This window comes from Thaumasiovibrio clandestinus, assembly GCF_047250365.1.
GTDB lineage: Bacteria > Pseudomonadota > Gammaproteobacteria > Enterobacterales > Vibrionaceae > Thaumasiovibrio.
In genome coordinates this window covers 16537-42991 of record NZ_JBLBVL010000010.1, presented here as the reverse complement: position 1 = coordinate 42991, position 26455 = coordinate 16537, and the positions used below count along the sequence as shown (strand labels likewise).

23 protein-coding genes are annotated in these 26455 nt (G+C 43.8%); 12 read left to right on the top strand and 11 right to left on the bottom strand.

All coding sequences use genetic code 11. The features are described from left to right. Window positions 1-81 precede the first annotated feature (81 nt). Window positions 82-1188, top strand: coding sequence for a 1-acyl-sn-glycerol-3-phosphate acyltransferase (locus tag ACKLNH_RS13850; protein ID WP_413112855.1), 1107 nt, complete (start codon window positions 82-84; stop codon window positions 1186-1188). Window positions 1189-1207: 19 nt separating this feature from the next. On the opposite strand, the gene ACKLNH_RS13845 is transcribed toward ACKLNH_RS13850, so the two are convergent. The 3 genes from ACKLNH_RS13845 to ACKLNH_RS13835 form a co-directional block, all read right to left on the bottom strand. Beyond that, window positions 1208-2107, bottom strand: a complete 900-nt coding sequence (locus ACKLNH_RS13845; RefSeq protein WP_413112915.1) for a LysR family transcriptional regulator — start codon at window positions 2105-2107, stop codon at window positions 1208-1210. A 1180-nt stretch (window positions 2108-3287) separates the two neighbouring features. Further along, window positions 3288-4268, bottom strand: coding sequence for a beta-N-acetylhexosaminidase (gene nagZ / locus ACKLNH_RS13840; protein ID WP_413112854.1), 981 nt, complete (start codon window positions 4266-4268; stop codon window positions 3288-3290). Between the two features lie 25 nt (window positions 4269-4293). Continuing rightward, window positions 4294-5397, bottom strand: coding sequence for an anhydro-N-acetylmuramic acid kinase (locus ACKLNH_RS13835; protein ID WP_413112853.1), 1104 nt, complete (start codon window positions 5395-5397; stop codon window positions 4294-4296). Window positions 5398-5560: 163 nt separating this feature from the next. On the opposite strand from ACKLNH_RS13835, the gene ACKLNH_RS13830 reads away from it, so the two are divergent. Both ACKLNH_RS13830 and ACKLNH_RS13825 read left to right on the top strand, forming a co-directional pair. Continuing rightward, on the top strand, window positions 5561-6667 hold the full coding sequence (locus ACKLNH_RS13830; RefSeq protein WP_413112852.1) for an efflux RND transporter periplasmic adaptor subunit: 1107 nt from the start codon (window positions 5561-5563) through the stop codon (window positions 6665-6667). A gap of 6 nt (window positions 6668-6673) precedes the next feature. After that, window positions 6674-9826, top strand: coding sequence for an efflux RND transporter permease subunit (locus tag ACKLNH_RS13825; protein ID WP_413112851.1), 3153 nt, complete (start codon window positions 6674-6676; stop codon window positions 9824-9826). A gap of 106 nt (window positions 9827-9932) precedes the next feature. Here ACKLNH_RS13825 and ACKLNH_RS13820 read toward each other — a convergent pair whose 3' ends face one another. Beyond that, entirely contained in the window at window positions 9933-10919 is a 987-nt protein-coding gene (locus ACKLNH_RS13820; protein ID WP_413112850.1) for a lipid A deacylase LpxR family protein, read from the bottom strand. 191 nt (window positions 10920-11110) lie between these two features. On the opposite strand from ACKLNH_RS13820, the gene ACKLNH_RS13815 reads away from it, so the two are divergent. Next, window positions 11111-11971 (top strand): sulfurtransferase, encoded by an 861-nt coding sequence (locus ACKLNH_RS13815; RefSeq protein ID WP_413112849.1) that lies wholly within the window; start codon window positions 11111-11113, stop codon window positions 11969-11971. Window positions 11972-12019: 48 nt separating this feature from the next. Here ACKLNH_RS13815 and ACKLNH_RS13810 read toward each other — a convergent pair whose 3' ends face one another. Continuing rightward, a complete protein-coding gene (locus ACKLNH_RS13810) occupies window positions 12020-12853 on the bottom strand; it encodes a phosphate ABC transporter substrate-binding protein (RefSeq protein WP_413112848.1) in 834 nt (277 codons plus the stop codon). Window positions 12854-12933: 80 nt separating this feature from the next. Further along, entirely contained in the window at window positions 12934-13875 is a 942-nt protein-coding gene (locus ACKLNH_RS13805; RefSeq protein ID WP_413112847.1) for a LysR family transcriptional regulator, read from the bottom strand. A gap of 112 nt (window positions 13876-13987) precedes the next feature. On the opposite strand from ACKLNH_RS13805, the gene ACKLNH_RS13800 reads away from it, so the two are divergent. Continuing rightward, complete coding sequence (locus ACKLNH_RS13800) at window positions 13988-15325, top strand: MATE family efflux transporter (protein WP_413112846.1); 1338 nt, start codon at window positions 13988-13990, stop codon at window positions 15323-15325. A 20-nt stretch (window positions 15326-15345) separates the two neighbouring features. On the opposite strand, the gene ACKLNH_RS13795 is transcribed toward ACKLNH_RS13800, so the two are convergent. Then, window positions 15346-16245, bottom strand: a complete 900-nt coding sequence (locus tag ACKLNH_RS13795; RefSeq protein ID WP_413112845.1) for an endonuclease/exonuclease/phosphatase family protein — start codon at window positions 16243-16245, stop codon at window positions 15346-15348. Between the two features lie 374 nt (window positions 16246-16619). Here ACKLNH_RS13795 and nrdD point away from each other — a divergent pair, with 374 nt between their 5' ends. From nrdD to ACKLNH_RS13780, 3 genes are all read left to right on the top strand, one after another. Beyond that, a complete protein-coding gene (gene nrdD, locus ACKLNH_RS13790) occupies window positions 16620-18746 on the top strand; it encodes an anaerobic ribonucleoside-triphosphate reductase (RefSeq protein WP_413112844.1) in 2127 nt (708 codons plus the stop codon). Window positions 18747-18822: 76 nt separating this feature from the next. Beyond that, window positions 18823-19287: an anaerobic ribonucleoside-triphosphate reductase-activating protein gene (nrdG, locus tag ACKLNH_RS13785; protein ID WP_413112843.1), complete on the top strand. Its 465-nt coding sequence runs from the start codon at window positions 18823-18825 to the stop codon at window positions 19285-19287. 609 nt (window positions 19288-19896) lie between these two features. Further along, window positions 19897-20877: an OmpA family protein gene (locus ACKLNH_RS13780; protein WP_413112842.1), complete on the top strand. Its 981-nt coding sequence runs from the start codon at window positions 19897-19899 to the stop codon at window positions 20875-20877. Between the two features lie 45 nt (window positions 20878-20922). On the opposite strand, the gene ACKLNH_RS13775 is transcribed toward ACKLNH_RS13780, so the two are convergent. Continuing rightward, entirely contained in the window at window positions 20923-21729 is an 807-nt protein-coding gene (locus ACKLNH_RS13775) for a M48 family metallopeptidase (protein WP_413112841.1), read from the bottom strand. A gap of 132 nt (window positions 21730-21861) precedes the next feature. Here ACKLNH_RS13775 and ACKLNH_RS13770 point away from each other — a divergent pair, with 132 nt between their 5' ends. Together ACKLNH_RS13770 and ACKLNH_RS13765 are read left to right on the top strand one after the other, a co-directional pair. Beyond that, a complete protein-coding gene (locus ACKLNH_RS13770; protein WP_413112840.1) occupies window positions 21862-22293 on the top strand; it encodes a hotdog fold thioesterase in 432 nt (143 codons plus the stop codon). After that, complete coding sequence (locus ACKLNH_RS13765) at window positions 22293-22526, top strand: DUF3389 family protein (RefSeq protein ID WP_413112839.1); 234 nt, start codon at window positions 22293-22295, stop codon at window positions 22524-22526. Before ACKLNH_RS13770 ends, ACKLNH_RS13765 begins: the two co-directional genes overlap by 1 nt. Window positions 22527-22543: 17 nt before the next feature. On the opposite strand, the gene ACKLNH_RS13760 is transcribed toward ACKLNH_RS13765, so the two are convergent. Together ACKLNH_RS13760 and ACKLNH_RS13755 are read right to left on the bottom strand one after the other, a co-directional pair. Continuing rightward, complete coding sequence (locus ACKLNH_RS13760) at window positions 22544-23356, bottom strand: DUF2797 domain-containing protein (protein WP_413112838.1); 813 nt, start codon at window positions 23354-23356, stop codon at window positions 22544-22546. Between the two features lie 217 nt (window positions 23357-23573). Continuing rightward, window positions 23574-24275 carry a DUF2786 domain-containing protein gene (locus ACKLNH_RS13755; RefSeq protein WP_413112837.1) on the bottom strand — a complete coding sequence of 234 codons (702 nt, stop codon included), beginning with the start codon at window positions 24273-24275 and terminating at the stop codon, window positions 23574-23576. Window positions 24276-24469: 194 nt separating this feature from the next. On the opposite strand from ACKLNH_RS13755, the gene ACKLNH_RS13750 reads away from it, so the two are divergent. Beyond that, window positions 24470-24808, top strand: coding sequence for an XRE family transcriptional regulator (locus ACKLNH_RS13750; protein ID WP_413112836.1), 339 nt, complete (start codon window positions 24470-24472; stop codon window positions 24806-24808). A gap of 65 nt (window positions 24809-24873) precedes the next feature. Here the strand turns inward: ACKLNH_RS13750 and ACKLNH_RS13745 are convergent, their stop codons facing one another. Beyond that, window positions 24874-25590, bottom strand: coding sequence for a DUF3581 family protein (locus ACKLNH_RS13745; protein ID WP_413112835.1), 717 nt, complete (start codon window positions 25588-25590; stop codon window positions 24874-24876). A 539-nt stretch (window positions 25591-26129) separates the two neighbouring features. Here ACKLNH_RS13745 and ACKLNH_RS13740 point away from each other — a divergent pair. Then, on the top strand, window positions 26130-26414 hold the full coding sequence (locus ACKLNH_RS13740) for a hypothetical protein (protein ID WP_413112834.1): 285 nt from the start codon (window positions 26130-26132) through the stop codon (window positions 26412-26414). Window positions 26415-26455: the final 41 nt, after the last annotated feature.

Below are 26455 nucleotides of genomic sequence, written 5' to 3'. Positions count from 1 at the left end.
ACGTAATTGAGTGAAATGAATACTGTTTCGTGACGTTTAACTGCGTAAAATACCCTTACAAAAGTTGTTAGAAGATTAATCGTGGAAAATGATATTTACAGGGATATTCGCCCTTACAATGATGCAGAAGTTCAGCAAGCACTAAGTGCATTAGTTGAAGATGATGAGTTTATAACGGCCATTACGCAATACCGGTTTTCTTGGTTACCAACGTGTGTTTCTGGGCTCGTAAAACCCCTGTTAAAAAGGGTGTTAACCCATCGTTGGTCATCGATCAAATCGGTAAAAGAAGTGCAGCTTCAGGTTGCAAACTATATGGAGCAAGCAATACTGTCATCTAGTGACGGTGTCACCTATTCTGGCTTGGACAAACTAGACCGAAATAAGAGTTATCTCTACATTTCAAATCACCGTGATATTGCCATGGATCCTGCGTTAGTTAATTGGTGTTTGCACCATGAAGGATTTGATACATCGCGCATTGCGATTGGCGATAATTTGTTAAAGAAAGCGTGTGTCGCCACGTTAATGCGACTAAACAAGAGTTTCATCGTCAAACGGGACATTAAAGCACCAAGAGAGCTAATGAAGGCGTTGGGGCAATTGTCTGCCTATATTAGACACTCACTCTGTGAAGATAATCAGTCGATTTGGATTGCACAAAAGGAAGGTCGGGCGAAGGATGGTAACGACAAAACCGATCCTGCTATTCTTAAAATGCTCCATGTACAAGGGCGTAAAGAAAAGCAACCCTTTGCAGATTATATGCAGTCGTTAAATATCGTACCGGTTACGATTAGCTATGAAAACGATCCGTGCGATTTAGCCAAAGCCAACGAGTTAGTGGCGAAACGTCAAACCGGGTATTACCAAAAGTCTGAGTTTGAAGATATTGATAGTATTATTCAGGGTATTGTCGGAGAAAAGCGACGTATTCATGTTTCATTCGGTGACGTTGTCACTGGAAAGTATGAGTCCCCAGAAGCACTGGCAGTGGAAATTGATCACCAGATCATTAATAATTATCAATTATTTCCGGTGAACTATATTGCTGCAAATAAGAACCATACGTGCATTACAGAGAATGAGCGTATACGATTTAGCCATAAACTCTGCGCCGTGGATGACGCTGTTGCGACGATGATTACTCAGATGTATGCACTTCCTGTAACTAGACGCTGCTCCTGATCCTATTTTAAAGCACGACTCACTGCCGACTGAGTAGAGCGCTGTTGGCGGTGCCGTGCTGCGTTAAGACGAAATCAATGAACTGCCGAACCTTTGGTGCTAGATGCTTGCGGCGCGGAAAGACTGCGTACATGGTCAGTTGCATTGTAGGTGTCCAACCCGGTAATACATTCACCAAAGTACCATCATGAATTTCATTGTTTAGAAGGTATGTTGCAATGTACGCAATCCCTAGCCCAGATTTTGCGGCTTCCATAATGGCGGGGGCATTATCAATTCTTATGTCGCCTTTCACTCGTACATCGACTTGCTCATGGTCACGTTCAAAAGGCCACACTTCAAAGCTTCTATCAACACTCGCGTAGCTAATACAGTTATGTTGACGCAAATCGTTGGGATGGGAGATGGACGCACGGTGCTTTAAGTAGGTTGGGCTGGCAACTGCCATAAATTGACAACAGAAAATTTTCCTTGCGACCATAGACTCAGGTAGTTCGTTATCCATGGCTAACCAACAATCATAACCTTCGTCAAGAAGGCTAGGGCGGTGGTCGAACAGGCTGAGTTCAATTCTTAATTGTGGGTGCTGCAATTTGAATTCAGCAATGAGCGAAGAAATAAACGTGCTACCTAAGGATATCGCCGCAGCGATCCGCAGCGTACCGCTGACCTCATTCTTATGCCCTGAAACCAATGCTTCAGCCTCTTCAACATTTCGGATCAACTTGTCTCCGTATTCAGCTACCTGCAAGCCAATATCAGTAAACTTAACGGTACGTGTACTTCTTTGTACTAATTGACAGCTAAGGCTTTCTTCTAAAGCACTGATTTGTTTGCTTACGTGAGACTTAGATATCCCGAGTTTGTCAGCCGTGCGAGTGAAGCTACCTTCGTGGGCAAGGGTAGCCAAAATCACCATTTGTTGCAGGTTGTCGAGTACCACATTTATATCCTCTGATAATTTAGGTTTAGCTTAATACCTGCTTAGTTTGTAAGCAAGCACTAACCTTATAAATGCGTTGATGATCAATATATTATGATTATAGTTTCCTAATGGAAACTTATATGGTGCTGCATTCAGGTTGAATGATCACGCAATGATCATCGATAGATCCTGTTAGTACTCATCCGAATAATAATGTGGATTAGGGTGAATGTTTTCATTTATGGGGTAGAATTGGATAGATCTCCCTCTACGTTTTAGGGAACTCTTGACGTTTGTTTGCTTTTATTGTTCCGAGCACAACGTCAGCGATAAATGCTGCGCGTGATCTATTGATATGCGGTTTAGGTTGGTTTTTGTTACGTAATTTATTGATTTAATTGAGTACTCCCTTTTTATCTTTGTAGTAAAAGGGAGTTAAGTGCCTACATATTGTATATAGGGGGCATTGTATTGGCTCTTGGTGCCGCATAGATAAACGATGTGGCTTACATTTCGATCATGGCAGAGTATTCGTTCGATTTTAACTTTGCTTTCTGTCATGGCATTGTTGATAACTGTAATTAGATTCTGTTGATTTATTTTGATATTGCCCAAAGTTTGTTTTTTATAGTTAAAACAGTGGCTTGTACGCATTTTTATTTGTAGTAGTGAAAAGTAAACCTGTAATAGGGTCAGCTTTGTATCGCTAAGTGCGCTAAAAAGGGTTTTATGGCTGTGACGAGTGCCTTTGTATATATAAATGATTTCAATGGATCTTATTTCCATAATTGTCCTTATAAAGCAGTCTATTACAGTTAATTATACTTTCTCTGTGCAAGTTTAGTGAGATCAGAAGCATGTTTGCGCGGTTCTAAGCGAACGCCAGTGTTAAAGTGCACAAAACATCGCATTTTGTACTGCACTTTCATGGAATCCAGCGTGTTGATTCACATAAATTGCTCAATTTACAAAAATAGTGTGATTTGCAATGTCATTTGACTATTCCTTTGCTACTGTATTTATGAGATGAATACATTGAGGGGGGGAGTATGGAGTTAGCGCTAATTTTGGTGTTTATTATCGTCGCTGTTGTGGTTGTTGTGAGGGAGTGGAGGAAAAAGAATATGCACAAGACTGACTAAGGGCAGTGTTGTGCATATGTGAAGACGATGGTTTATAGCGCAGTGATGGTTTGCACTGCTTCTTTCCATTTTGGTGTTGCCATTTGTTGAACTGCGGCGGTTTTGTTTTCAATATATAGCTTGGCAAGCTTATTGTTTGCAGGCTGTATAGGTAAGTTGTTTAGTAATTCTTTCAATCCTTCTCGGTTATTGCACAGTAAAAGGACGTCACACCCAGATGCTAATGCTTGCATGCCTCTTTCAGCATAAGAACCCATCACATCAGCGCCTTTCATGTTTAGATCATCTGAAAAGATAACGCCTTTAAATGCCAATCTATTTCGAAGAATTGTCTTTAGCCAAAAAGACGAGCCACTCGCTGGTTGTGGGTCGTAGGCGGGATAAATAACATGGGCAGGCATGATGGCATCAAGCTGGTCATTCTCAATGAGTTGTTGAAACACCTGCATATCGGTTTCTAATATGTCATTTCGTTGGTCATAAGGTGTAGCGAGATGAGAGTCAATCAGTACGCCGCCGTGTCCAGGAAAGTGCTTACCAGTGGTCGGCATTCCCGCGCTCTTCATCCCCGAGATAAAGGCACCAGCATATTGTTGTACTTCTTCAACCGTAAGGCCAAAAGCACGATTGCCAATAGCGGCACACTGTTCACCAATATCGAGTACCGGTGCAAAACTAAAATCGACCCCTGCGGCGAGTAGCTCTGTTGCCATAACCCAACCGGCAGACTGGGCTATTTCTTTTCCGTTTGAATGCTGACGATAGGCGCCTGCAGGAGGGATAGCGCTAAAGCCATCACGAAAACGCTGTACTCTACCGCCTTCTTGATCAACGCAAATGAGTGTCGGTGTTGTTTTGCACTGACGGATCTCTTCGGTCAGACGCAGTAACTGCTCTCTATCCTGATAGTTACGAGTAAAGAGGATGACACCAGCAACATTGGGGTGATTAAGCAGTGTGCGGTCTTCGTCCGTTAGTTGGGTGCCGTCGATGTCGATTAAAACAGGTCCCATTATTTGCTCCAGTATTGTTAATTGATTATGGCTGATAGATGGCGCCAAGTATGGCTGGTTGCGTTGCACCAGTGACCGCTTTGCAGTTACCAGGTAATTGATTGATGCGCTGGTGCGCTAGCCAAGCGAATGCAGCAGCTTCTACATAGTCAGGGTCGACACCTAAATGCGCCGAGCTGACCACATTAATTGTCGGAAGGCAGTACGCCAACATTTCCATTATAACGGGGTTGTGCACGCCTCCGCCGCATACAATAACAGTCGATGTATCGCTAGGTACAGCGTCGGCAATGGTCGTTGCTGTGAGTTGACAAAGAGTTGTCAAGACATCGAGTTTTGACGGCGTATGTGGCAGCTGACAGAGGTGATCCTTTAACCAATGTTGGTTGAAGTACTCTCTGCCAGTGCTTTTCGGTGCAGGTTTCACAAAATAAGGATCGGTTAGTAATTGAGAAAGTAGCGCTTCATTAACCTTTCCTTGCTTGGCGAGAGCGCCATCTTTGTCATAGGGCTGGCCAAAATGGTGTTGTACCCAGATATCAACGAGGGTATTGCCGGGGCCAGTATCAAAACCGAGGGGCGCTTGATGAGGCTGCAGTATCGATACATTGCCAATGCCACCAATATTTACCACAACGGTTGTGTCGGTATTGCCAGGGTGAAAGATCTTTTCGTGGAATGCAGGCACGAGCGGTGCACCTTGTCCGCCATAGGCCATGTCCATGCGACGAAGGTCGCCTACGACAGGAATACCCGTCATCGCTGCTACTAAACTGTTGTCACCGATCTGCATTGTAAACGGTGTTTCGGACTCAGGCTCGTGCCAGATCGTTTGACCGTGATTACCAATGGCAGTGATAAGAGAATGTGGAAACTCTAATCTTGTTAACCATGCGTTAATCTTTTCACCGTAGAATCTACCCAGTAAGTGTTCGCATTGTCCAAGTTCAGATAGGGAAGTAGAGCCCGAGGTGATAAGGCGTTGAAGCCTTTGGCGTAGGGCCTTGGGGTATTGTTCGTTTGTTGTGTGTTTGATCGCAAAGGAGTCGGTAGTGATTGCTGCAATGACTAAATCAATGCCATCTAAACTGGTACCGGTCATTACACCGATAAAGACGTTCTCTTGCATAAATTACTTCCCTGAATGTGTGCGTCGCTATTTGTATGTTAATTCATTGATGCTAAAGTATTAACGAGAGTGATTAATCTGTATTGATATTGTGTTCTGTTGGCGATGTATCTACTGTTCCGAGCAATATTGTAACGTTACTTTATCGTAGAAAGGGTTCTTAGTGAAATATTCAAAACTTTCAATTGGGGTTGTGAGCAGCCTATTTTTATTTGGGTGTGGTGAAGCTCAACAAAGTCAACAATTACCAGTACTCAACGTTTCTGCAGCCAGTGCAGAGTTAGTTCAGTATACGCCTAATGAAGTTTATTCTGGTCGCTTGGAAGCGAAAGAAGATGTCACCATCTCAGCGCAGGTGTCGGGGTATTTGCAATCTCGTCACTTTAAAGAAGGCGATAATGTTGAGAAGGGGCAATTGCTTTTCCAACTAGATCCCGCTATTTACAATACGCAAGTTGCCGCAGCGAAAGCGTCGTTGGCACAAGCAGAGTCAGCCTTAAATTTGGCACAGGTGAATGCTGAACGTGCCAAAGAGTTATTACCGAAAGGAAGTATCAGTCGTTCTGAGTACGATGGTATTACCGCCACCCGTAGTCAAGCTGCATCGCAAGTGAAAGTGGCTAAAGCGTCATTACAAGCTGCGGAGTTGAATCTTCAATACACCCAGATTACGGCACCAATTAGTGGACGAATTAGCCGCTCGTCAGCCAGTATTGGCGATTTGATTGCGCCCTCATCAGGGCCTTTGGCGACCCTAGTGAGTATCGACCCTATCGATGTACAGTTTTCTATCAGCGAAAGGGAAGTTTTTCAATATTCAAAAAGTATTGAAAACCCGAAGTCATCAGACGGTGGGGTTATCGCACTGTTGAGCTTTCAAGGGGAGCAGTACTCAGAGACAGGTAAGATCATTTCTGTTTCAAACCGAATTGATCGAGCGACGGGGACATTGGAGATGAGAGCTGAGTTCCCGAATGATAAAGGAATCTTGTTACCGGGTCAGTATGCTGATGTCACGTTGCAAATGGTGGAGACGGTTGGTGTTATTACCGTGCCACGCTTATCGGTGCAAAGTGATGTTGGTGGCTCTTACGTTATGGTGGTGAATGACGATAACGTGGTTGAGCGTTATGGTGTAACGATGGGTGGTGACATTGGTACCGATGTTATTGTTAAAGGTATTGAGGAAGGGGCTCAAGTCTTAACATCTGGCCTGCAGCGTGTGAAGCCTGGTGTTGAAGTTAACGTTCAACTGGGCGAGAAAGAGTAATCTATTATGATAAGTCGGTTCTTTATTCAGCGTCCCAAATTTGCGCTAGTCATCTCTATCGTTATCTCTCTAGCAGGTATTATCAGTTTTTTAAGCCTACCTGTAACAGAGTATCCGCAAGTTAGTCCACCATCAGTTAGCGTATCTGCGTTCTATTCTGGTGCGAGCGCAGAAACAGTCGAAGAAGCAGTCGCAGAGCCTCTTGAATCTGCCATTAATGGTGTCGAAAACATGCTGTATATGTCTTCGAAAAGTGCCAATGACGGCTCTTATAGTTTGAGCGTCACCTTCGATATTGGTACTGACCCAGATCAGGCGCAAGTCAACGTGCAAAACCGAGTTCAATCGGTGACAGCTAAATTGCCTCAAGATGTGCGTAATATTGGTGTCACGGTGAAAAAGCAATCACCGGATATTCTCATGGTATTGAACGTATATGATGAAAATGGCGTATACGACGAGCAATATTTAAATAACTATTTAAATATTAATGTGACGGATAGCCTCTCTCGCATTAAAGGCATTAGTGACGTATCGGTTGTTGGTGGTGGTGAGTTTGCAATGCGAATTTGGGTTGATCCCGATAAGCTAGCACAGCTCGGATTAACAACCACAGATGTGAGCAATGCGTTGCAAGAGCAGAATGTTCAGGTTGCAACTGGCACCGTTGGAGCCGCTCCATCGCGAGATGTACGTGATGTTCAGTTCAATCTTGTTACTAAAGGGCGATTAGAAACTGTTGAAGAGTTCGAGAATATTGTTATTAGAGCAAATAATGATGGCTCGATGATACAAGTAAAAGATGTCGCTCGGGTTGAACTCGGTAAACGTTTTTACACGGCTAACGGTATTTTTAATAGCTCTCCAGCCAGCATATTGATCTTAACGCTGCAATCCGATGCGAACGCATTAGAGTCTGGACGCTTGGTGATGGAACGTCTTGCGGAATTAAAGACTCAGATGCCAGCAGGGATGAATTACGAAACCAGTTACGACACGACAACGTTTGTTAGCGAGTCGATTAAAGGGGTTCTAATTACGTTAGGCCAAGCCATCTTTTTGGTCATTGCAGTGACATACCTGTTTTTAGGTAATGTACGCTCAACGCTAATTCCGGTTATTGCCATTCCAGTTTCGCTGATTGGTACCTTTGCGTTCATGAGCATTACTGGGTTTACTATCAATACCATTACGCTTTTTGGTCTTATTTTGGCGATTGGTATCGTGGTAGATGATGCAATATTGGTGATTGAAAACGTCGATACCATTATGCATAAAGATCCCACGGTGACCCCGGCTCAAGCAACTTTGCGGGCAATGAAAGAGGTAACAGGGCCAATCATTACTTCCACACTGGTGTTGTTGGCGGTATTTATTCCCGTTTCATTGTTGCCGGGTATTACCGGTATCATGTATCGGCAGTTTGCGTTGACGATCTGTATTTCCGTTTGTCTCTCTTCGATAAACGCACTGACGCTGTCTCCTGCATTGTGTTCACTCGTGTTAAAGCGTGGGGCGACGGATGCTGGCTGGTTTAAAGTATTTAACCGCGGCCTTGATAAAGTGACGGATCGCTACGGTAAGCTAGCGGGCTTCTTAGTAAGAAAAACCGCCGTGTTGCTTACAGTGTTTGCCATTGCCGTTGTGTCTGTGTCTTGGCTGGCTAAGAATACGTCTTCTGGTTTTGTTCCTCAGGAAGATAAGGGGATTTTGGCGGTAAACGTGCAGTTACCTGATTCGTCTACGCTAACACGTACGATAGAGGTGACAGAAAAACTCGAGAAGATCATTAATTCAGAGCCTGGCGTCGAAAACATGACGATCGCAAATGGCTTTGCGTTTTTGACGGGAGCTGCACAATCGAATGGGGCATCACTGTTTATTAAATTAAAAGATTGGGATACGCGATTAGGGTTAGACGGTGACCACAGTGCGAACGCTATTGCCCAGCGGATCAACATAGCAGCGGCCACAACACTACTCGAAGCTTCAGTGTTTGCCATTGGCCCTCCTGCTGTACCGGGCATGGGGGCGACATCTGGTTTCGAGTTCGTGCTCCAAGATACGCAAGGCCGTTCACGTAGTGACATGGCTGCACTATCAAACGAACTGATCGCGGCGGCTTCCGCACAACCAGAGATCGTGGCTGCGTTCACTACTTTTAGAGCGAACGTGCCGCATTACTACCTTGATATTGATCGTGTTAAGGCCAAGCAGTTAGGAGTACCTCTAACCGATGTCTTCGCGACACTGTCAAGTAACCTCGGCGGGCAATACATTAACGACTTTACCCTATTCGGTAAGAGCTTTAGGGTCACGATGCAAGCAGAAGACTGGGCAAGAGGAAGTATTGACGATTTGCAACGCTTCCATGTACGCAGCGCAAGTACAGGGGATATGATCCCTCTAAGCACTATGGTGGCAGTACAAGAAGTGTTTGAACCTGATGTGGCTTGGCGTTACAACATGTTCCGCTCTGTAGTGATTAACGGCACAGCTGCGCCGGGTTATTCATCAGGAGATGCGATTGCCGCGATGGAACGCGTGGCAGCAGAGCTACTTCCAAATGGCTATCAATATGAGTGGACGGGTCTGGCTTATCAAGAGAAATTGGCTGGTAATCAGGCAATTATTGCGTTTGCCTTGGCACTGGTATTTATTTACTTGTTCTTAGTGGCGCAGTACGAGAGTTGGACCATTCCATTGGCAATTATTCTGGTTGTTCCGTTGGCTACATTGGGGTCATTTGTTGCGATGCAATTAACGGGTACGGAGTTGAACCTGTACGCGCAGATAGGGTTGGTAATACTGATTGCTATCGCAGCTAAGAACGCCATTCTTATTGTTGAGTTTGCGAAGAATGAACGGGAAGAGGCTGAGTACTCGATTGATGAGGCTGCAGTTCGAGGCGGCAAATTACGTTTTCGAGCGGTAAACATGACCTCGTGGTCGTTTATTTTTGGTATCGTGCCGCTAATTTTTGCCTCTGGAGCGGGTAGTGCGAGCCAGAATTCATTGGGCATCTCATTGACCGGCGGCTTACTGTTTGTACTATTGGCGGGAACCATGTTAATTCCTGGCTTCTTTGCTTTTGTACAGCGACGTCGAGAGAAGTATCATGGTGGCTCAACCAAACTGGTTGAGTTAGAGGATGATTGATTCTAATTGAGGTGAGAAAGGAGGCTTAAGCCTCCTTTTTTGTATTAGTAGTGCGCGGTATGCCGTACTTTTTCTGTGAGCGCATATGTATGGGCTAAGGCAAAGGTTAGACACGCCAAAACATATTTAGTGAACCATAGTGAGAAAACGTATGCCTATCTTCGCTAAAAGTTTTGGTTGTTGTAATAAACGACAAGCTTGCACCCCACCTCGGTTGATAATACGTAGCTCCTGTTATCATGCTGGCTTGTGGACGCTGAAGAGTCACGGGGTAGATAGGCTCTGGTCGATCGCTACTCAAGGTGACGTCATAGAGGCGGTAGCGCATCTCTATACCGCTATAGATAAACCAGCCTTGTCGGCTAGTGGCAAATAAACCCGATTCGACATGACGTCCAGGTACAAAACTTACGGCTCCAAACGATTGCCCCAGAGGCGAACCTAGTCGCCACACGCCACCGCTGGCTATTTCAGAGCGAAAATTACCCATTTGCGCTCGCCCTTGGAGACTAAACTCACTGTCGAGACCATTCAGGTATGAGTGAGTTTGTAAGGCATGTTGGCGTTCATAACCCAACTGGAATAGGCCGCGATTGTTAACTTGATAATCCCAGCCATTAGGGCTGTCTGAACCAATTAAGTCGTGGAGCCAACGTTGGCCATACTTGGTGAGTGCTGCTGGTCCAACAACCCCTGCTTCAAGTTGGAATTTTTCGCTAAAGTTGTTCGTGTACTGATAAATTTGACCACCGAGAAGTAGGGTGCCAGCATAAGGGCGCTCATTCGGTTGAGGTTGCTCGAGTTCAATATCGGAAGGCGTCCATATACTCTGAGAAAGACGAAATGACCAGCCTTGCTGATACCCTTCGTTCAATAGCCACTTTGCTGGGTATTGGATGAGGGGGGGAGCATCTATAGCAAGATAGCGACTAGACGCGGAATAAAACTCGAAGAACATGCCAGCAGAGTAATGGCGATCAGTTCCGGCGATTCCATCGTTATCATGGATGAAAGCGATGCTACCCATATTAGACGCAGATACGGTAGTACTAAATAGCAGGGCTACGGCGAGTAAGGGTCGGTTGATATTCATGGGCATTCCTTGAGCAACATCGAGCATTTTAAATGCATTAAACATGAAAGATGCACTTTTCTATATTTTTTAGTATGTTATAACTAATTTGCTTTTGAGAGTATGTTTTATCTCAATAGTTTTAGAAAGAATGACTATTCCAGCTGAGAAGGGATAGTCTATCTAGATTTGAGTTGTCAAAAGGAAGTGACATGCCTGAAGTTGAAGTATTTTCTCCATTAGTTAGCGTTGAGTGGTTAGCAACGAATATTTGTGATCCAAACTTGGTTATTTTAGATGCTACTTGGTATTTGCCAGGTAGTGAGTTAGAGGGGAAAGCGCAGTTTGAAAAAGCGCATATACCCGGAGCACGCTACTTCGATTTTGATGCCACAATAATGGACGCAACTTCTTCGTTACCGCATATGATGCCAACAGTAGAGCAGTTCAGCCAGCAAGTTGGTGATATGGGGATATGCAACTCAAAACGAATTGTAATCTACGATGGACAAGGTCTATTTTCTGCACCGAGAGTGTGGTGGATGTTTAAGGCGATGGGGCATCGAGATGTTGCCGTACTTGATGGCGGTTTACCCGCATGGATTGATGCTGGTGGTGAAACCGCGCATGGTGTCGAGGGTAACATCGTTTCATCGTGTATCTATCAAGCACAATTGCAAGCAACGTGGATTATTGATGCTGAAGAGCTCAATCGAACAAAAGAGAATCCTCATACCGTAATTTTGGATGCACGCTCATCGGAGCGCTTTTATGGACGCGCCCCAGAGCCACGCCGTGGTGTGAGACGTGGTCATATTCCATATTCTAAGAACTTGCCTTTTGTTCAATTGGTTAAAGATGGGCATTTTCTTTCAGAAGACAAATTGGCGTTACGTTTTAAAGCGGTGGCAGACCGTGAAGAGAGGTTAATCTTTACTTGTGGCTCTGGGGTTACCGCATGTATTTTGGCACTCGGCGCGTATATTGCGGGTTATCGACAGCTATCAGTGTTTGATGGCTCGTGGGTGCAATGGGGAGGTGACCCTCGTTTTCCTGTATCATTCCCAAAATAGTCAACATAGTATATAAAAGGGCGTGATTAGCGCCCTTTTTATTATTTACTAGGAGGGTTGCTTTATTGGTAAGTAACCGAATGCTTCGACGATATCTTGGCCATCTTCTGATAAAATAAATTGAATAAATTGCCGCGCTTCCGTGCTCAATTCGCCATCTTTGTACATGATAAGAAAAGGGCGAGTTAGGTTATATTTATTGTCATGAATATGCGCTAAGGTTGGTGCTATACCGTTAAAGCTTACCGCCTTTATTGAATTGTCGACGCTACCCAATGAGATATAACCAATAGCATGAGGGTTATGGTTGACGATCGTTTTCACCATACTATTAGAGTTGGCAATCAATACTTCGTTATTAATACCTGACACAGTGATGCCATTGATGACTTGCAGTAAATCAAGGTTGCTTTCGAACGAAAAGCGTGTGCCTGATGCATTTTCTCGACTAACAGCGGCGATAGCTGAGCTAGGTTCATCTCCCAGCTCGGACCAATCAGTGATCTGACGTTTGTATATCGCATTTGCGTGCTCTGCTGTCAGATTATTGATCGGGTTCGAAGGGTGAACGACCATTGCAATAGCATCATGCGCGATTTCGACGAGTTTAAGGTTCGGCGATGCTTCTTCATCCTTCAAAAAGCGCGAACTCATGCCAAGCTCAGTGGCACCATTTTTAACCGCAGTGATCCCTGCTGATGAACCTGTACCGTGTACGGCAATAAAGATGTCACTTTGTCGCTTATTAAAGGTTTCAGCAAGGGCGTCCATAATTCGGCTAACAGAAGTAGAGCCGGATATTGATACGGTTTTAGGGGCGGCCGCGAGATTAAAGCTAAGCGCCATTGTTAAATAGAACAAGGCGGCTGTTTTTTTAAACATAATATTTTGAAACTCCATGACAATTTTCAGAGAAATTGTATGACGCTAATATGACATTTCCATTAACAGCTAACGATTTATTACAACAATTGCCAATTATTCTGGTTAGCAAGGTGATGTAGCCGTTGGCTATCAAGGTGGATTTGTTGGATTACCCACTCCAACAGGCGTTTTACTGCAGCATTATTGTGCGGCGTATGAGCCATGTATTGCCATTGACTGTGTTGAATAGCAACGCCATTAGGGCAGAGTAAGAAGCCTTGTTCGAGCTCGGTAAGTACCAGCAGTAAGTCAGTGACGGTGACGCCGAGTCCTGCCAAGCTCGCGTTTAGTGCCATATCTAACGTTGAAAACGTGGTTTGCTGGCAAGGGTGCGCTGTTATGTCGCGATGATGGTTTATCCAACTTTTCCAATCTTGGTGGTCGAGCGTGGCATGGATGCGATGTAATGAGTGAATGGTAGCGAGCGTGTGATCGGTAAGTTGTAGATTGGCTGAATAAACGGGTGCCATAAACTCGGAGCGTAACGGAGTAACATTTGCTTGGTTGCGATATTTGTGTGCTGACCGCGTATTGAAGATCAATAAGTCATAGTCATCGCGGGGGGGAGAAGATAGCTCCTCATCCATAATAGGGATAATAATGATTTCATGCTGTGGGAATAACGCATTTAACTCATGCAACTTTGGGATGAGGTTACGTGTAGCAAAAGTGGTAGCAGCTCGGATCGTAAGGGATTGTGGTTGTTGATGCCAAAGGGAAATAGTGTGCTCTATCGCATGATAGGACGTAGATAATACTTCAAGTAATTGTAGCCCTTGCGTGGTTAACGTAATGCTACGATAATTTCTTGTAATTAAAGTAATATTTAGTTGTTCTTCCAGTTGTTTCACCTGACGACTAACAGCACTTTGGGTAATGTTGAGTTCGTTTGCTGCCCGTGTAAAACTGAGGTGACGGCCAACAGCTTCAAAGACTTTTAGCCCGTTATGAGAATGAGGAAGTAGAGTATAAGGGGCCATTGTTTTATCGCATGAGTTTAAGGAATGTCATCGTGACATATTAGTCAATTGAATACGAGTGAGATATCTCGTATTTTTACTGCTAATACAGGTTAATTTTGATGTCTCGTTTATGAAAACCTTACTTTCTTTGTCATTTCCTCTGATTATTTCTCAGTTGGTTGCTCAGCTATTGGTGCTAACCGATGTTTGGCTTATGTCCCGTTTAAGTATTGAGGAGCTTGCTGCTGGTGGGCTTGGCGCGTCGGTATATACTTTTATTTTCGTGATAGCGGGTAGTGTCGTGGGTAGTGTCGCGAACTTAATGGCGATTGCTTATGGGCAAAAAGCAACCCGTGTTGAATATGGCGAAGAACAGATACGCCGTGCAGTAAAAGGGGGCGTGTTACTGTCGTTTATGTTTACTCTATTACTGAGTGGACTCTTTCCCTTTTTGCCCAGCATGTTAGCTTTAGCGAATCAACCTGCTGACATAGTAGAACTTGCTATGGATTACGTTAGTACGCTTAAATGGGCGATGCTACCCACACTTCTTCTGTTGGTGCTGCGAGGGCTGACCAGTGCATTAGGCGATGTTCGATCGATTATGGTAATGTCGATCGTTACCGTAGTATTGAACGTTCCGATTAGCTATATTTTGGCCTTTACACTTGATTTGAGACTGGCTGGATTAGGGCTTGGCACAGCGGTAGCGGCCTTTGTTGTTTTAGGTGGTTATGCGACGTGGATATTTTTAAAGCCTCGTTATCGCCATTATTCACCATTTAACGGTTTTCACGAGTATCAAATGTCTTTAATTGCGCCAGTCTTAAAGCTAGGCGTTCCTATTGCGCTGGCAACGATGCTAGAAATGGGATTGATCTATGGTGGAACATTAATGGCAGGTATGATCAGTGTTTCAGCGCTCGCTTTGCATCAGATATTACTGCAATGTCTTAGCTTTACCTACAATATCAATTTTGGTTTTTCTCAGGCCACCGCCATTTTAGTAGGGCGCTCTTTTGGTGAACGTGATCTTGATGGGATTCAAGCGTTGGCGAAACGCGCTTTCATTACGGTGTCACTACTTAGCTTGGTGTTGAGCGGTGTGTTTATTGTGTGGCCAGAGATTATCGTCGCTATCTTCGAATTAGACCATGCTGGTAGTGGTATGGCGGAGCTGTTGGTATCTGTTTTGGTGGTGGTGGCACTCTGTTTTGTTGTAGATGCTTGGCAGCTATTAGCTTTGAATATTCTACGAGGTATGAAGATTGTTTTTGCGCCGACAGGCTTAACAGCGATTGGTTATTGGATATTCGGCCTTCCTGCGGCATGGATGCTTAAACAGAGTTGGGGTTTGGCGGGGATATGGGCCGGTATCGGGATTGGGCTGGCGGTTTCTGGTGTTTTACTGTTGATCCTCGTAGTAAAAGCGTTAACACCGCATAGATTTGCGCTTAGAACGATATAGTATTTACACGATAATATGACCTAAAACTCAGCGTAAGGCACTCTTATCATGATTGGACAGTGATCTGATAATGTAAATTGTTTTAGCTCTTTGAGCGACAGTTGAATTTGCATGACAGAGCCCCTTGTCTGAATGGCAGCAGCGAGTGCAGGGTCGGTGATAGCATGATCGATGAGTTCGTCGTAGCGGTTGTAGCCACCGCGTCTGTTTTTTGCATAACAACTGGCGTTCAGCTTGCCAGTAACCAGGGTGGGAGAGGCATCAAAAGATGCCCATTGGTGATAACTCTTGCTGGTGGCTAATCGGTGATTAAAGTCGCCAATAACCATGTAGTGACCTTGGCTGTCGCTGTGGGCAGAAACCCACTCTTTCAGTGAGGAAAACTGTTCAGATAACGTCACACAGCTTTTTCTCTTTCCCTTATTTTCTATTTTGTGGTTAAACTCTTCGAAGCAACCAGACTTAAGGTGGACATTCATGATAGTTAATGGCGTGCCTCTACGCCCACTCAGAGTAATGACCGTTCCGTACCGTAGGCGCTGATTAGGGGCGAGAGACGTTAAAGCTGGCTTTACTGTATAAGAGAGGGTATTACGTACTGCAAAGCCTGTATATTGCTGGGAGCGGCCGCTATTAGGCGCGTCACGGCCTGATAGCAAGACATCATAACTCGAATTTGGCAAGATCTTGTATATCGCCTCTATTGAATCCACTTCTTGAAAAGCAAAGATATCAGGGTTGAGGTCCGTGATGAGTTGAGAAAATTTTTGGTAGTCTCGTGGCTCCCTGATCACTTTGTCTTGTTTTAGCGACATCCATTGCAAGTTCCAACTAACAATCGTGAGTGTGTTGTTGCTCCATGCCAGCGCATGCCAACTGATGCAAAAAAGTAACAGAAGAGATGTGCCGCAACGAAGCATTAACTTTACCTTGATGATTTTTCCGTTCTGATGTTTGAGAGTGATCTATTTGGGGGGTGAATGGCAACGAAATTCGCGTCTCATTGTGACTCAATTCACGGCATTATTTAGTGCAAAGTCAATCTAAAAAACTGCACTTTATGGCATTATTTTGGTTGACATCCACTGGGATGAACGTCACAAAATTGGCTTGCATTTGACGATGTGAAGGATATCGCTCGTTGGGCAATCTATCTTTATTAAACCCTGATCCAGATCAATGTTTCTTACGCTGAATTCTCGCTTAATACACCACATATTGTATTCCACCTGTTGTTGATGCCTACATTTAGTGTTTCGGTGACAGTGTCATGATAATAACTAAGGAGCCTTCAGTGAAACCTGTAGTGATTAAACGAGATGGATGTCGAGTCTCTTTTGATATCGCGCGCATTCAACAAGCGGTACTCAGCGCGGCAGAAACTGTCGAAATTATGGACAGCAATTATGCATTGGATGTTGCTCACACCGCTTTTACGCAGTTCGAGCATGCAGAGGAAGTCGAGATTCACCAAATTCAAGATGCTGTAGAGAATATCTTGATGGAAGGCCCGCATAAGGCGGTTGCTCGTGCGTATATCGAATACCGCCATGATCGAGACATTGCCCGCGATAAAAAAAGTCAGCTCAACAACGATATTCGCGGACTGATCGAACAGAGCAATGCAAGCCTATTAAACGAGAATGCCAATAAAGACAGTAAGGTTATCCCGACTCAGCGTGACCTTCTGGCAGGCATTGTTGCGAAGCACTATGCGAATAAGTATATTTTGCCTCGCGATGTTGTGATGGCACACCAGAGAGGCGATATTCATTATCATGACCTAGACTACTCGCCGTTTTTCCCAATGTTCAACTGTATGATTGTTGACCTTGAGAATATGTTAACTAACGGCTTTCGTATGGGTAATGCAGAGATTGATACGCCGAAATCAATCCAAACTGCGACAGCAGTCACCGCACAGATTGTCGCGCAGGTGGCAAGCCATACTTATGGCGGAACAACGTTAAACCGTCTTGATGAAGTATTGGCTCCGTACGTAACTGCTAGCCACAATAAGCATTTGGCTACGGCGGAAGAGTGGGGTGTTGCGGATCCAGAGGCGTACGCCAAGACGTTGACCGAGAAGGAAGTGTATGACGCGTTTCAATCACTCGAGTATGAAATCAATACACTGTTTAGCTCGAACGGACAAACACCTTTCCTTAGTATTGGTATTGGCTTAGGGACTTCGTGGGAATCTAAGTTAATTCAAAAATCTATTTTCCAAAATAGAATTAAAGGCTTGGGTAAGAATAAGAAAACAGCGGTATTTCCTAAACTCCTGTTTTCTATTCGTGATGGGGTTAACCATAAACCATCTGACCCGAACTACGATATTAAGCAGTTAGCCCTTGAGTGTGCAACGAAGCGAATGTACCCAGACATTTTGAACTACGATAAAGTGGTAGAAGTGACAGGGTCATTTAAAGCACCGATGGGTTGCCGTAGTTTCCTTGGCAAATGGACCGACGAAAACGGTAAAGAGATCCATGAAGGGCGCAACAACTTAGGTGTAGTCAGCTTAAATCTACCTCGCATTGCTATCGAAGCGAAGGGCTGTGAGGCGCGATTCTTCGAGCTGCTTGATGAGCGCACCCAACTTGTTAAGATAGCACTCGATACACGCATTGAGCGTTTACGTGGTGTTAAAGCGCGTGTTGCGCCAATCTTGTATACCGAAGGCGCACTGGGTGTACGTCTTAACCCTGATGATGAAGTGATCGATATTTTCAAAAACGGTCGCGCTTCTATTTCAATGGGCTACATCGGTATCCATGAAACAATCAATGCATTGTATGGGCAAGTTGGTGAGCACATTTACGACAGCGAAGAACTGCGCCAAAAAGGCATCGCGATTGTCGCACATTTGAAGAAAGCGGTTGATGCGTGGAAAGAAGAGTCTGGGTGGGGTTACAGCCTTTACAGTACTCCGTCAGAAAACCTCTGCACGCGTTTCTGCTCTTTGGATACTAAAGAGTTTGGTGTGATTGATAACGTAACAGAAAAAGGTTACTACACTAACAGCTTCCACTTGGATGTTGAGAAAGCGGTTAATCCGTACGATAAAATTGACTTTGAAATGCCGTACCCTGAGTTGGCTAATGGTGGTTTTATCTGTTATGGCGAATACCCTAACATGCAACACAATGTTGAAGCGTTAGAAGACGTATGGGATTACTCTTATTCTCGTGTGCCTTATTATGGCACTAATACGCCAATCGATGAGTGTTACGAGTGTGGTTTTACCGGTGAATTTGACTGTACTAGCAAAGGCTTTACTTGTCCGAGCTGTGGCAACCACGACCCTAAAAAAGTCTCGGTAACTCGTCGTGTTTGTGGTTACCTTGGTTCACCAGATTCTCGTCCGTTCAACTCAGGTAAACAAGAAGAAGTTATTCGTCGTGTGAAACATATGTAACTGTCATGGTAATTGAGTAAACTGAAAGCAGGTGATTTCACCTGCTTTTTGTTTGTACAGGCGAAGAGAACAAACTATGCATTATCAAAAATACTATCCGGTTGATGTCGTCAATGGTCCAGGCACACGTTGTACTCTGTTTGTCTCTGGATGTGTTCATCAATGCCGTGGTTGTTACAACCAAGCAACTTGGCGCCTCGACGCTGGGCATGTGTTTACCCAAGCGTTAGAAGATCAAATTATAGCCGACCTTAATGACCAACGGATAAAACGGCGTGGCTTATCGCTGTCGGGGGGTGACCCATTGCACCCCGAGAACTTACCAGCGGTACTGAAATTGGTGCAACGTGTTAAGCAAGAGTGTGAAGGTAAGGACATTTGGTTATGGAGTGGATATTTACTCTCTGATCTTTCTGCCGAACAGCGCGCCGTGATTAATCATGTGGATGTAATGATTGATGGTAAGTTTGAGCAAGACAGGTTCGACGCCAATCTTCTGTGGCGAGGAAGCTCAAATCAAGTAATACATAAGCTAAAGTAACATGGTGAGTGAATAAAAGGGGCTTCACAATCACTTCTATTTATTCGAACCAATTGAGGCTTTGTTCAACCGCGATAAAAGTGCGTAGATTGGCTGGGTTTCTGAGAAGGTTAGCGCCGATTAGATCATCATTGACGAAATGAACAAACATCTTACCCCTAAGAACCCGTTCAGGATAGCCTATGATGTCAGTGCTAGCACTAATAACTAATCGACGCTTAGCTTTTACTTAATAAGCAAAAAGCGCGAGCAATATACCACAGCTTTATTAACAAATCGATATTAATTTGTTGAACTTTTTCTAGCTTTTTTCTTTATTTTCAAACGATTAATCAATAGCCCTTTAGCGACTTATCCCGCGTCTTATATACCTTTTCTAATTATAACTAGCCTATGCTGCGCTCATTTTATGCGCTTTTCACATACAAAGTGCGCGATGTTAACGCGGTGTAAATCATAAAACGCAGATTTATAATACGAAAGTTACCAATTTAGCATTATAATGCATATTGTTTAGCATGTGATGAGTTGGTATTTGCTCGGAGTATATTTGGGGCTTATGGTTGCATGGTAATCACTTTTAGTAGTGGCAATATAAGGAAGTTGGATATGAATAAAAAATTGAGTGTGTTTTCTTTGACAACATTAATGGCATTTTCGGTCACTGCGGCTCAAGATCAGCCATTTTATGCTGGGGCTAGGATAGGTAATGCCCACTATACAGACGCAAAGTACGATAACGTATTTTCTTTTGATGATAGAAATAGTGTCGCCGGAGGTGCATTTTTGGGTTATAACTTCACCCCATATTTTGCTTTCGAAGGTGGTTACACCTATTTAGGAAAGGGGAAATTGTCGGAAGGAAGAACATGGGAAGCTGATGGTATCGACTTGTTGGGTAAGTTATCTTATGGCCTAACAGATAAGTTGGATTTGTTCGGTAAGGCTGGTGCATTTCGTTATGATAATGAATTGTCTGGAGAGCCAACAGATACAGGCGATAATGGCTGGGCACCTACCGTTGGGGCGGGTTTGGAGTACTACTTTAATAAAGCGCTTTCTGCACGCGTAGAGTACCAGTATTACGATGATCTTGAAGAATCAAATGTTCACTTCTGGGGCCTTGGGTTGGTCTATAATTTTGGTGCCGCAGCGCCCGTTCCTGTAGTGTTGCCAGAGCCAGAGCCAGAGCCTGAACCAATGCCATTAGATCCTGTTGTTATCGAGGTAGAGCCACTAACACAGAATCTTTATTTTGAGTTTGATAGCGGCACGCTAACTGATGCAGATCTAGTCAAGCTAGCGCCAATTGTCACCCGATTAAATGAATACCCTGAATCAGAACTTTATGTTATTGGGCATACAGATTCCAGTGGTTCAGTGGAGTATAATCAAACATTATCAGAGGAACGTGCAGCCACTGTGGCAGAATACTTGAAAGAACGCTTTAACATCACAAAAGAGCGAGTATTCATAGAGGGGCGTGGAGAAGAACAACCTATTGCGTCAAATGAAACAGATGAAGGACGCGCACAAAACCGTCGTGTAGAGGCATTTACACCGGGATTTTCTTATGAAATGCCACAATAGGCTCGATTAACACGATGAAAAAGCAGCACATTTGTGCTGCTTTTTTTATGGTCTTTTGCAATTGGGCTTAGAGACTTGATTGCTGGGTAAACGATTAATTTCTTCGCTGAGCTCCCCTATTCGGGTATTGTGGGATGGGTGGGTAGATAAAAACTCGGGAGGCTGTTCTCCACTGATTTTGGCCATGTTCTTCCATAGCTCGATACTGGCGTTGGGATCGTAGCCAGCTTGATTCATTAGTTGAACACCAATAATGTCCGACTCAGATTCTTGCGAACGGCCATAAGGCATTAGTACGCCATATTGAACGCCAAGCCCGAGTCCAGCCATGGTTAGATCATGATATTCACCATAGCCGGAACCTTGCACCGCCACACTGGCGACTTGTAAACCTAAGCCCGCCAATTGGCTACGTGATAGCCTTTCATTGCTATGGTTAGCTAATACGTGGCCAATTTCGTGACCAATAACACTGGCGAGCTGATCTTCTGTTTTAGTGACATTAAGTAAGCCAGTATAAACACCAATTTTGCCGCCGGGCAAAGCAAAGGCATTTACCTGCTCACTATCAAAGACCACAACCTCCCATTGTTCAAAGCCAGGGCGAGTACCGACGATATTGGTAATTGAGTTGGCGACACATTGAACATATTGATTGACGGCTTTGTCGGTTGAGATTCGTTCTTGTTGTTTGAGTTGCTCGAATGACTGACTTCCTAACTGAGACATTTCATTTGTCGAGAACATCAGTATTTGATCTCGTCCTGTTGGTGATTGAGCACATCCCGCCAATAGGACGCTGCTAATAACAGCCAGTTTGCAGTAATGAAAGCGGAAAGGGGATTTTGTCATCCTGATAGAACGCCCTCTGTTCATCTATTTCTCCAAATGCTTAACAAAGTGATTTTTAGTCTAGCCTGATTTTGAATGCTTAGCATCAACGAGTATAGTATCGCCAGTTAATTTTTTTATGGAGAGGTTTTTGTGACAATCTGGCAAAGAAAGATGTGTTTAACATCATTGAATGCACTCAATAAAGATACTTTGATGGAGACATTAGGAATAGAGTTCGTTGACTTTACAGACCGTTCATTGACAGCAAGCATGCCGATAGGTCCAAAAGTACATCAGCCTCTTGGATTGTTGCATGGTGGCGCTTCTGTCGCGTTAGCGGAGTCTGTTGGTTCGCTGGCTGCCAATTTAGCCGTTCCAGAAGGGAGCTATTGTTTAGGGCTTGATATTAATGCTAATCACGTGAAGTCGGCTCGAAATGGGCGAGTATTTGCCAAAGCAGAACCCTTACACCTTGGCAAGCAGACTCAGGTGTGGGGCATTGATATTAGCGATGAATCAGGCGGTACAATTTGTATTTGCCGCCTGACCATGGTGGTACGCCACAATAAAAAGGCAGGGTAATGAAAATAACGTTTAGCCGCGGCGTCATCTATGTGCTTGCTCACGAAGTTGTAATTCGGATAGCCGATGATAGTCAGTTAACACTAAAGGCTGACAACGAAAGTATCAGCCTTTTTGGTCCTGCACGAGTCATCGCGGCTCGGGGAAATGGTGTCGATTGGTCACTTAAGCTTGATACTGATGAACAAATCATGCAAATCGCAACGGAAGGCGGTATTGAAGTGAAATATTAGATGCTATTGTTTGAATGTTATTCAATCCATTCAATCTCGTAGCCACTATATTTTCGAATATTAATAACAGCGCTATCTAAGATTAGGTATTGCCCTTTTATCCCCAGCAGTGTGCCCTCAAGAATTGGATTCTTATCTAAGTTATGTGAACTGATTTTTTCGGGGTAGGTGATAACGGGGTAGTCTAACGTTGTCTCAATATCATCAATAAATGTTATAGCTTGGTCACCATATTGCTCTTGTAATTGCGCTAGGTTGTCCTTTTCAAGCTCCAAAAGATGGTGTTTTATTTCACGTAGATCTAGTGGTGCACTTCCACCTTTAAGCATGGCTCGCCAGTTAGTTTTATCAGCGATATGCTTACCTAAGATTACTTCCACTAGGCCCGATAAAAGGCGGCTCTGAACTTTGAGTATCGGTAAGGCTTGTGTTGCACCTTGATCTATCCAACGAGTTGGAATTTGAGTATGGCGAGTGATGCCTACCTTTGCGCCTGATGTATTAGCAAGATAGACAAAATGAGGGCTCATACAAAATTGTTGTCCCCATTCAGGCTCTCTACATGTGCCATTTGCATGATGGCATGTTTCTGGTTTGAGAATACACATGTCACAACAGGCGAGGGTTCGCATGCACGTATAGCAATGACCCTGAGAGTAGCTTTTTTTGGTACGGTTGCCACACGCGATACAGTGTATTTTTCCAGTATGACGAAAGGAAATGTTTTTACCAATATAGGGGTTGAGAGCAACTGCATTGTCACCAAACGTTAGTGTGTAGTTAATCGGTTGGGCATGTGAAACTTGGAGTTTACGTAATATTCCAATCATTAGGCATTCGGGTCGTATGTGTTTGGTTTGATACTAGCAACTTTGGTAACGCGAATCGAGGAAAAACGCCACCCTAGCGCACTATAACTAATGTTATTGAAAATAAAACACTAAAATAAATTAGCGTACCTAATAACAACATAACCTAAGCACGCCAGCAATCTACTAGGCTGTCGTGCAGATCGCTGCGGACTCTAATCTTTCAATTGAAGAGGCGTTAGTTTGTTAAACGTTTAGTTGATTCAGGGCTATGTCCGCCGCCCACGGGTTGGTTAATACGGATAGTGCGGCCTTTTTTCATGCCCTTTTCGTAGTCTTCGGTCATTGCAGCCATGGCTTCTTTTAATTGTTGTTTAAAAGTTTCGCGGTCAATGTTTTCAAACTCACGGTCAATGTAACTTTTGATTTTTGAATCGTGATCATCTTTACCACAAAGTTCGGGAAGCTTCTCTAAAGCACCTTCCAACCAGCCTGCGACAAATGAGTTAACGCGGCGTGTTACCGTTACGTTATCTGTGCCTGAGCCGGCAAAACTGTTGCGAAACTGTCCGGTTTGCTGGTTCATTTCCCTGTATACGATATCGAAGGCGAACGCTGCAAATATCGCCCTTTCAGCAACGCCAATAAACTCTGCCTTTTTCAGTCCCTTATGATTGGTGAGTACGCATTCAACACCAAATTTTCGGTTTATACCGCGAATGATCTTCAGAATTTGATTGCTGACATCAGCAGGAAGAAGGGTTTGAGAAATGGTTTTACCCATTTTAATTAGATCAATATCTTCTTTATCTAGGCCGTATTTGAGCATAAGCCGATGCGCCATTTTAATGGCTTGCGCAGCTTCATTAACATTGGCAGAGTTACCAAGCTCAAGACATTTAGCAATTTTTTTAAGTGCTTTACGGCGTTGGTCAGACATGCATACTCTCTTACATCAAAATTCGACCGACCATTTTACCAAAATGCACCACTCTCATGCGAGGAAAAATTATCTTAATTTGGCTGATATCTTTCACGCTGAATTGACAATGTAAGAAATAGAGCAGGTTAACCTATAAGTGTCATCAATAATGATGAGATAAGCATAGTGTGAAGAAGTAGGAGAGTATGGTAATGCATTTTACTCAGCAGGATAGAGCGGCATTGTATGATATATGGATGGCCCAAAAGGCCAAAATGCGTATGACACAGATGGAAATGGCGAAAAGACTAGGCATGCCACAAGTTGATTTTGCTAACCTGATTAAAGGCAGTGAGCCTTTAACTTTAGGATTCGTGACGCGTTTTTGTGAGTTGATGTGTATTAATCCAGCAATGGTGCTACCCGCGTATCAACCTACAGCAGATGGTGCACCGAGAATACTCAAGAATCGATTCTTTATTGAAGGAGAGATCAAGAATGTCTATACACAAGGTTCTGAAATTGTCGTTGAATATACGCCACCATGCTAAGCCAGAAGGACTAAGGTTGATCGGTAGCAAGCCATTGCAGCCGGGGAGTGCCCCGGCAATAATGGTTATTCAACGTTCGCAAGGTAACTAGATTTTCGACGATTAAACTCGTCGACAAGATCCGAAACCGCTTGCTCACAAAATGGCTTAAGCCCGCTCATGCGTAACACCTTTTTACCATGACCTACTTCTTTACCATTTTCAGTAAAGCGAAACCCAAGCACCACACATCCACGTCGCCCATCAACTTGTATATCTGATTGCGTTAACTCTACTTCAGTCGAGGTAAAGTCGAGCGTGATAAACTCAACCTCCATGCTCTCATAGATAACAAGCGGCCGATCCGGGTTAATCATCGCCTTTGCGCTGCGCATCAGCGGTACCATGATGTGGGGGAAGTTCATTCCTGAAAAGCGCACATACTGTTTTGTCACTTGTTCTATTTGCTCAACCGACTGAGTGACTTCTCCTTCGTATTGAACATCGAGATACGCTTTACCTTCGCGGTCTTCTAAGAATAACTTTTGACTATCCTCGTTTCGTATATGTAACTGCTGTTTTTCCGTTACCATCCCTGAAAAAGAGAATTTCATTTTACTATGTAAACCATGATGACTTAAAACCATCGCGAAGAGTAAATCACCCGGTACACAAAACCGTTTGGCGTCTTCATCATGAATGGGGTTAAAGTCTCCTGCTATATGTTTCGCAAAGTTGCTTGCTTCTTGGCGAGTAAACTGCCAATCATTGCCTTGTTGGGTGTAATAAGGGCGTAAAAACATCTATTTAATAAACCTACATTAATCAACTGTTATGTAGTTTACCTTAAGGCTTACCCAGAAATGGTCTATCCAGATTGCTTAAAAATTGCAACGATGTGCATTTGTTGTGCTCGTGTAACAAGGTGTGTCAATTGTATCGTAAAAGAAATAACCTTGGCGGCGATTAGCTGCTCCCTTTTTCCGCTTGGCAACGCATTTTAGCAGACAATGGCAGTTCTTCTTACTGAAGAAAAGTAAGGTTATATTTTGTAAATGAATTTTAAGTTTCTGAATATTAGACCTTTTTAGTAGTGGTCAATTTGCATTCTTACTGTGTTTTGATTTAGCCACAATACGATCCGCCCTAAAATACCAAGTAATCAAAATTGACAAATAAGATTTCATAAATGGTATCGCGTTACATTGTTGTTCCTACTTTGTTACATCTGTCGTGGTGACATATAGGTGCACTAAAAGGTAAATTTAGTTTCATTGCTTGAGTGATTGCATGACATGCAGAGCATTTAGTGTTGGAATGATTTATTGAGGTTTATAGCGTTATGATTGAAGTACATTGGTCTATTGGTGCTTTTATCCTATTAAGCCACATTGGCTTATTAATAAAGAGTGGTTTAGCGAAAGGGTTGGCTCGTTTTATCGATAAGATATGTCGAGCCGTTGCGCGTAACATGTTCCGGACGTTGTATGTCCGCATGCAAAGCTCATCGAAACCGAGACCTGTCAGCGAAATACCGTACTTTTTACGTGGCAAGCCAGCCTCGATGCATCTTGGGAGCTACATTCAGATGCAAAAGGAGAATGCAGCTAAGACAAAGAAACAGTAGGCGCGTTGGAGTTACCTAGACACCGAAATACCAAATATATT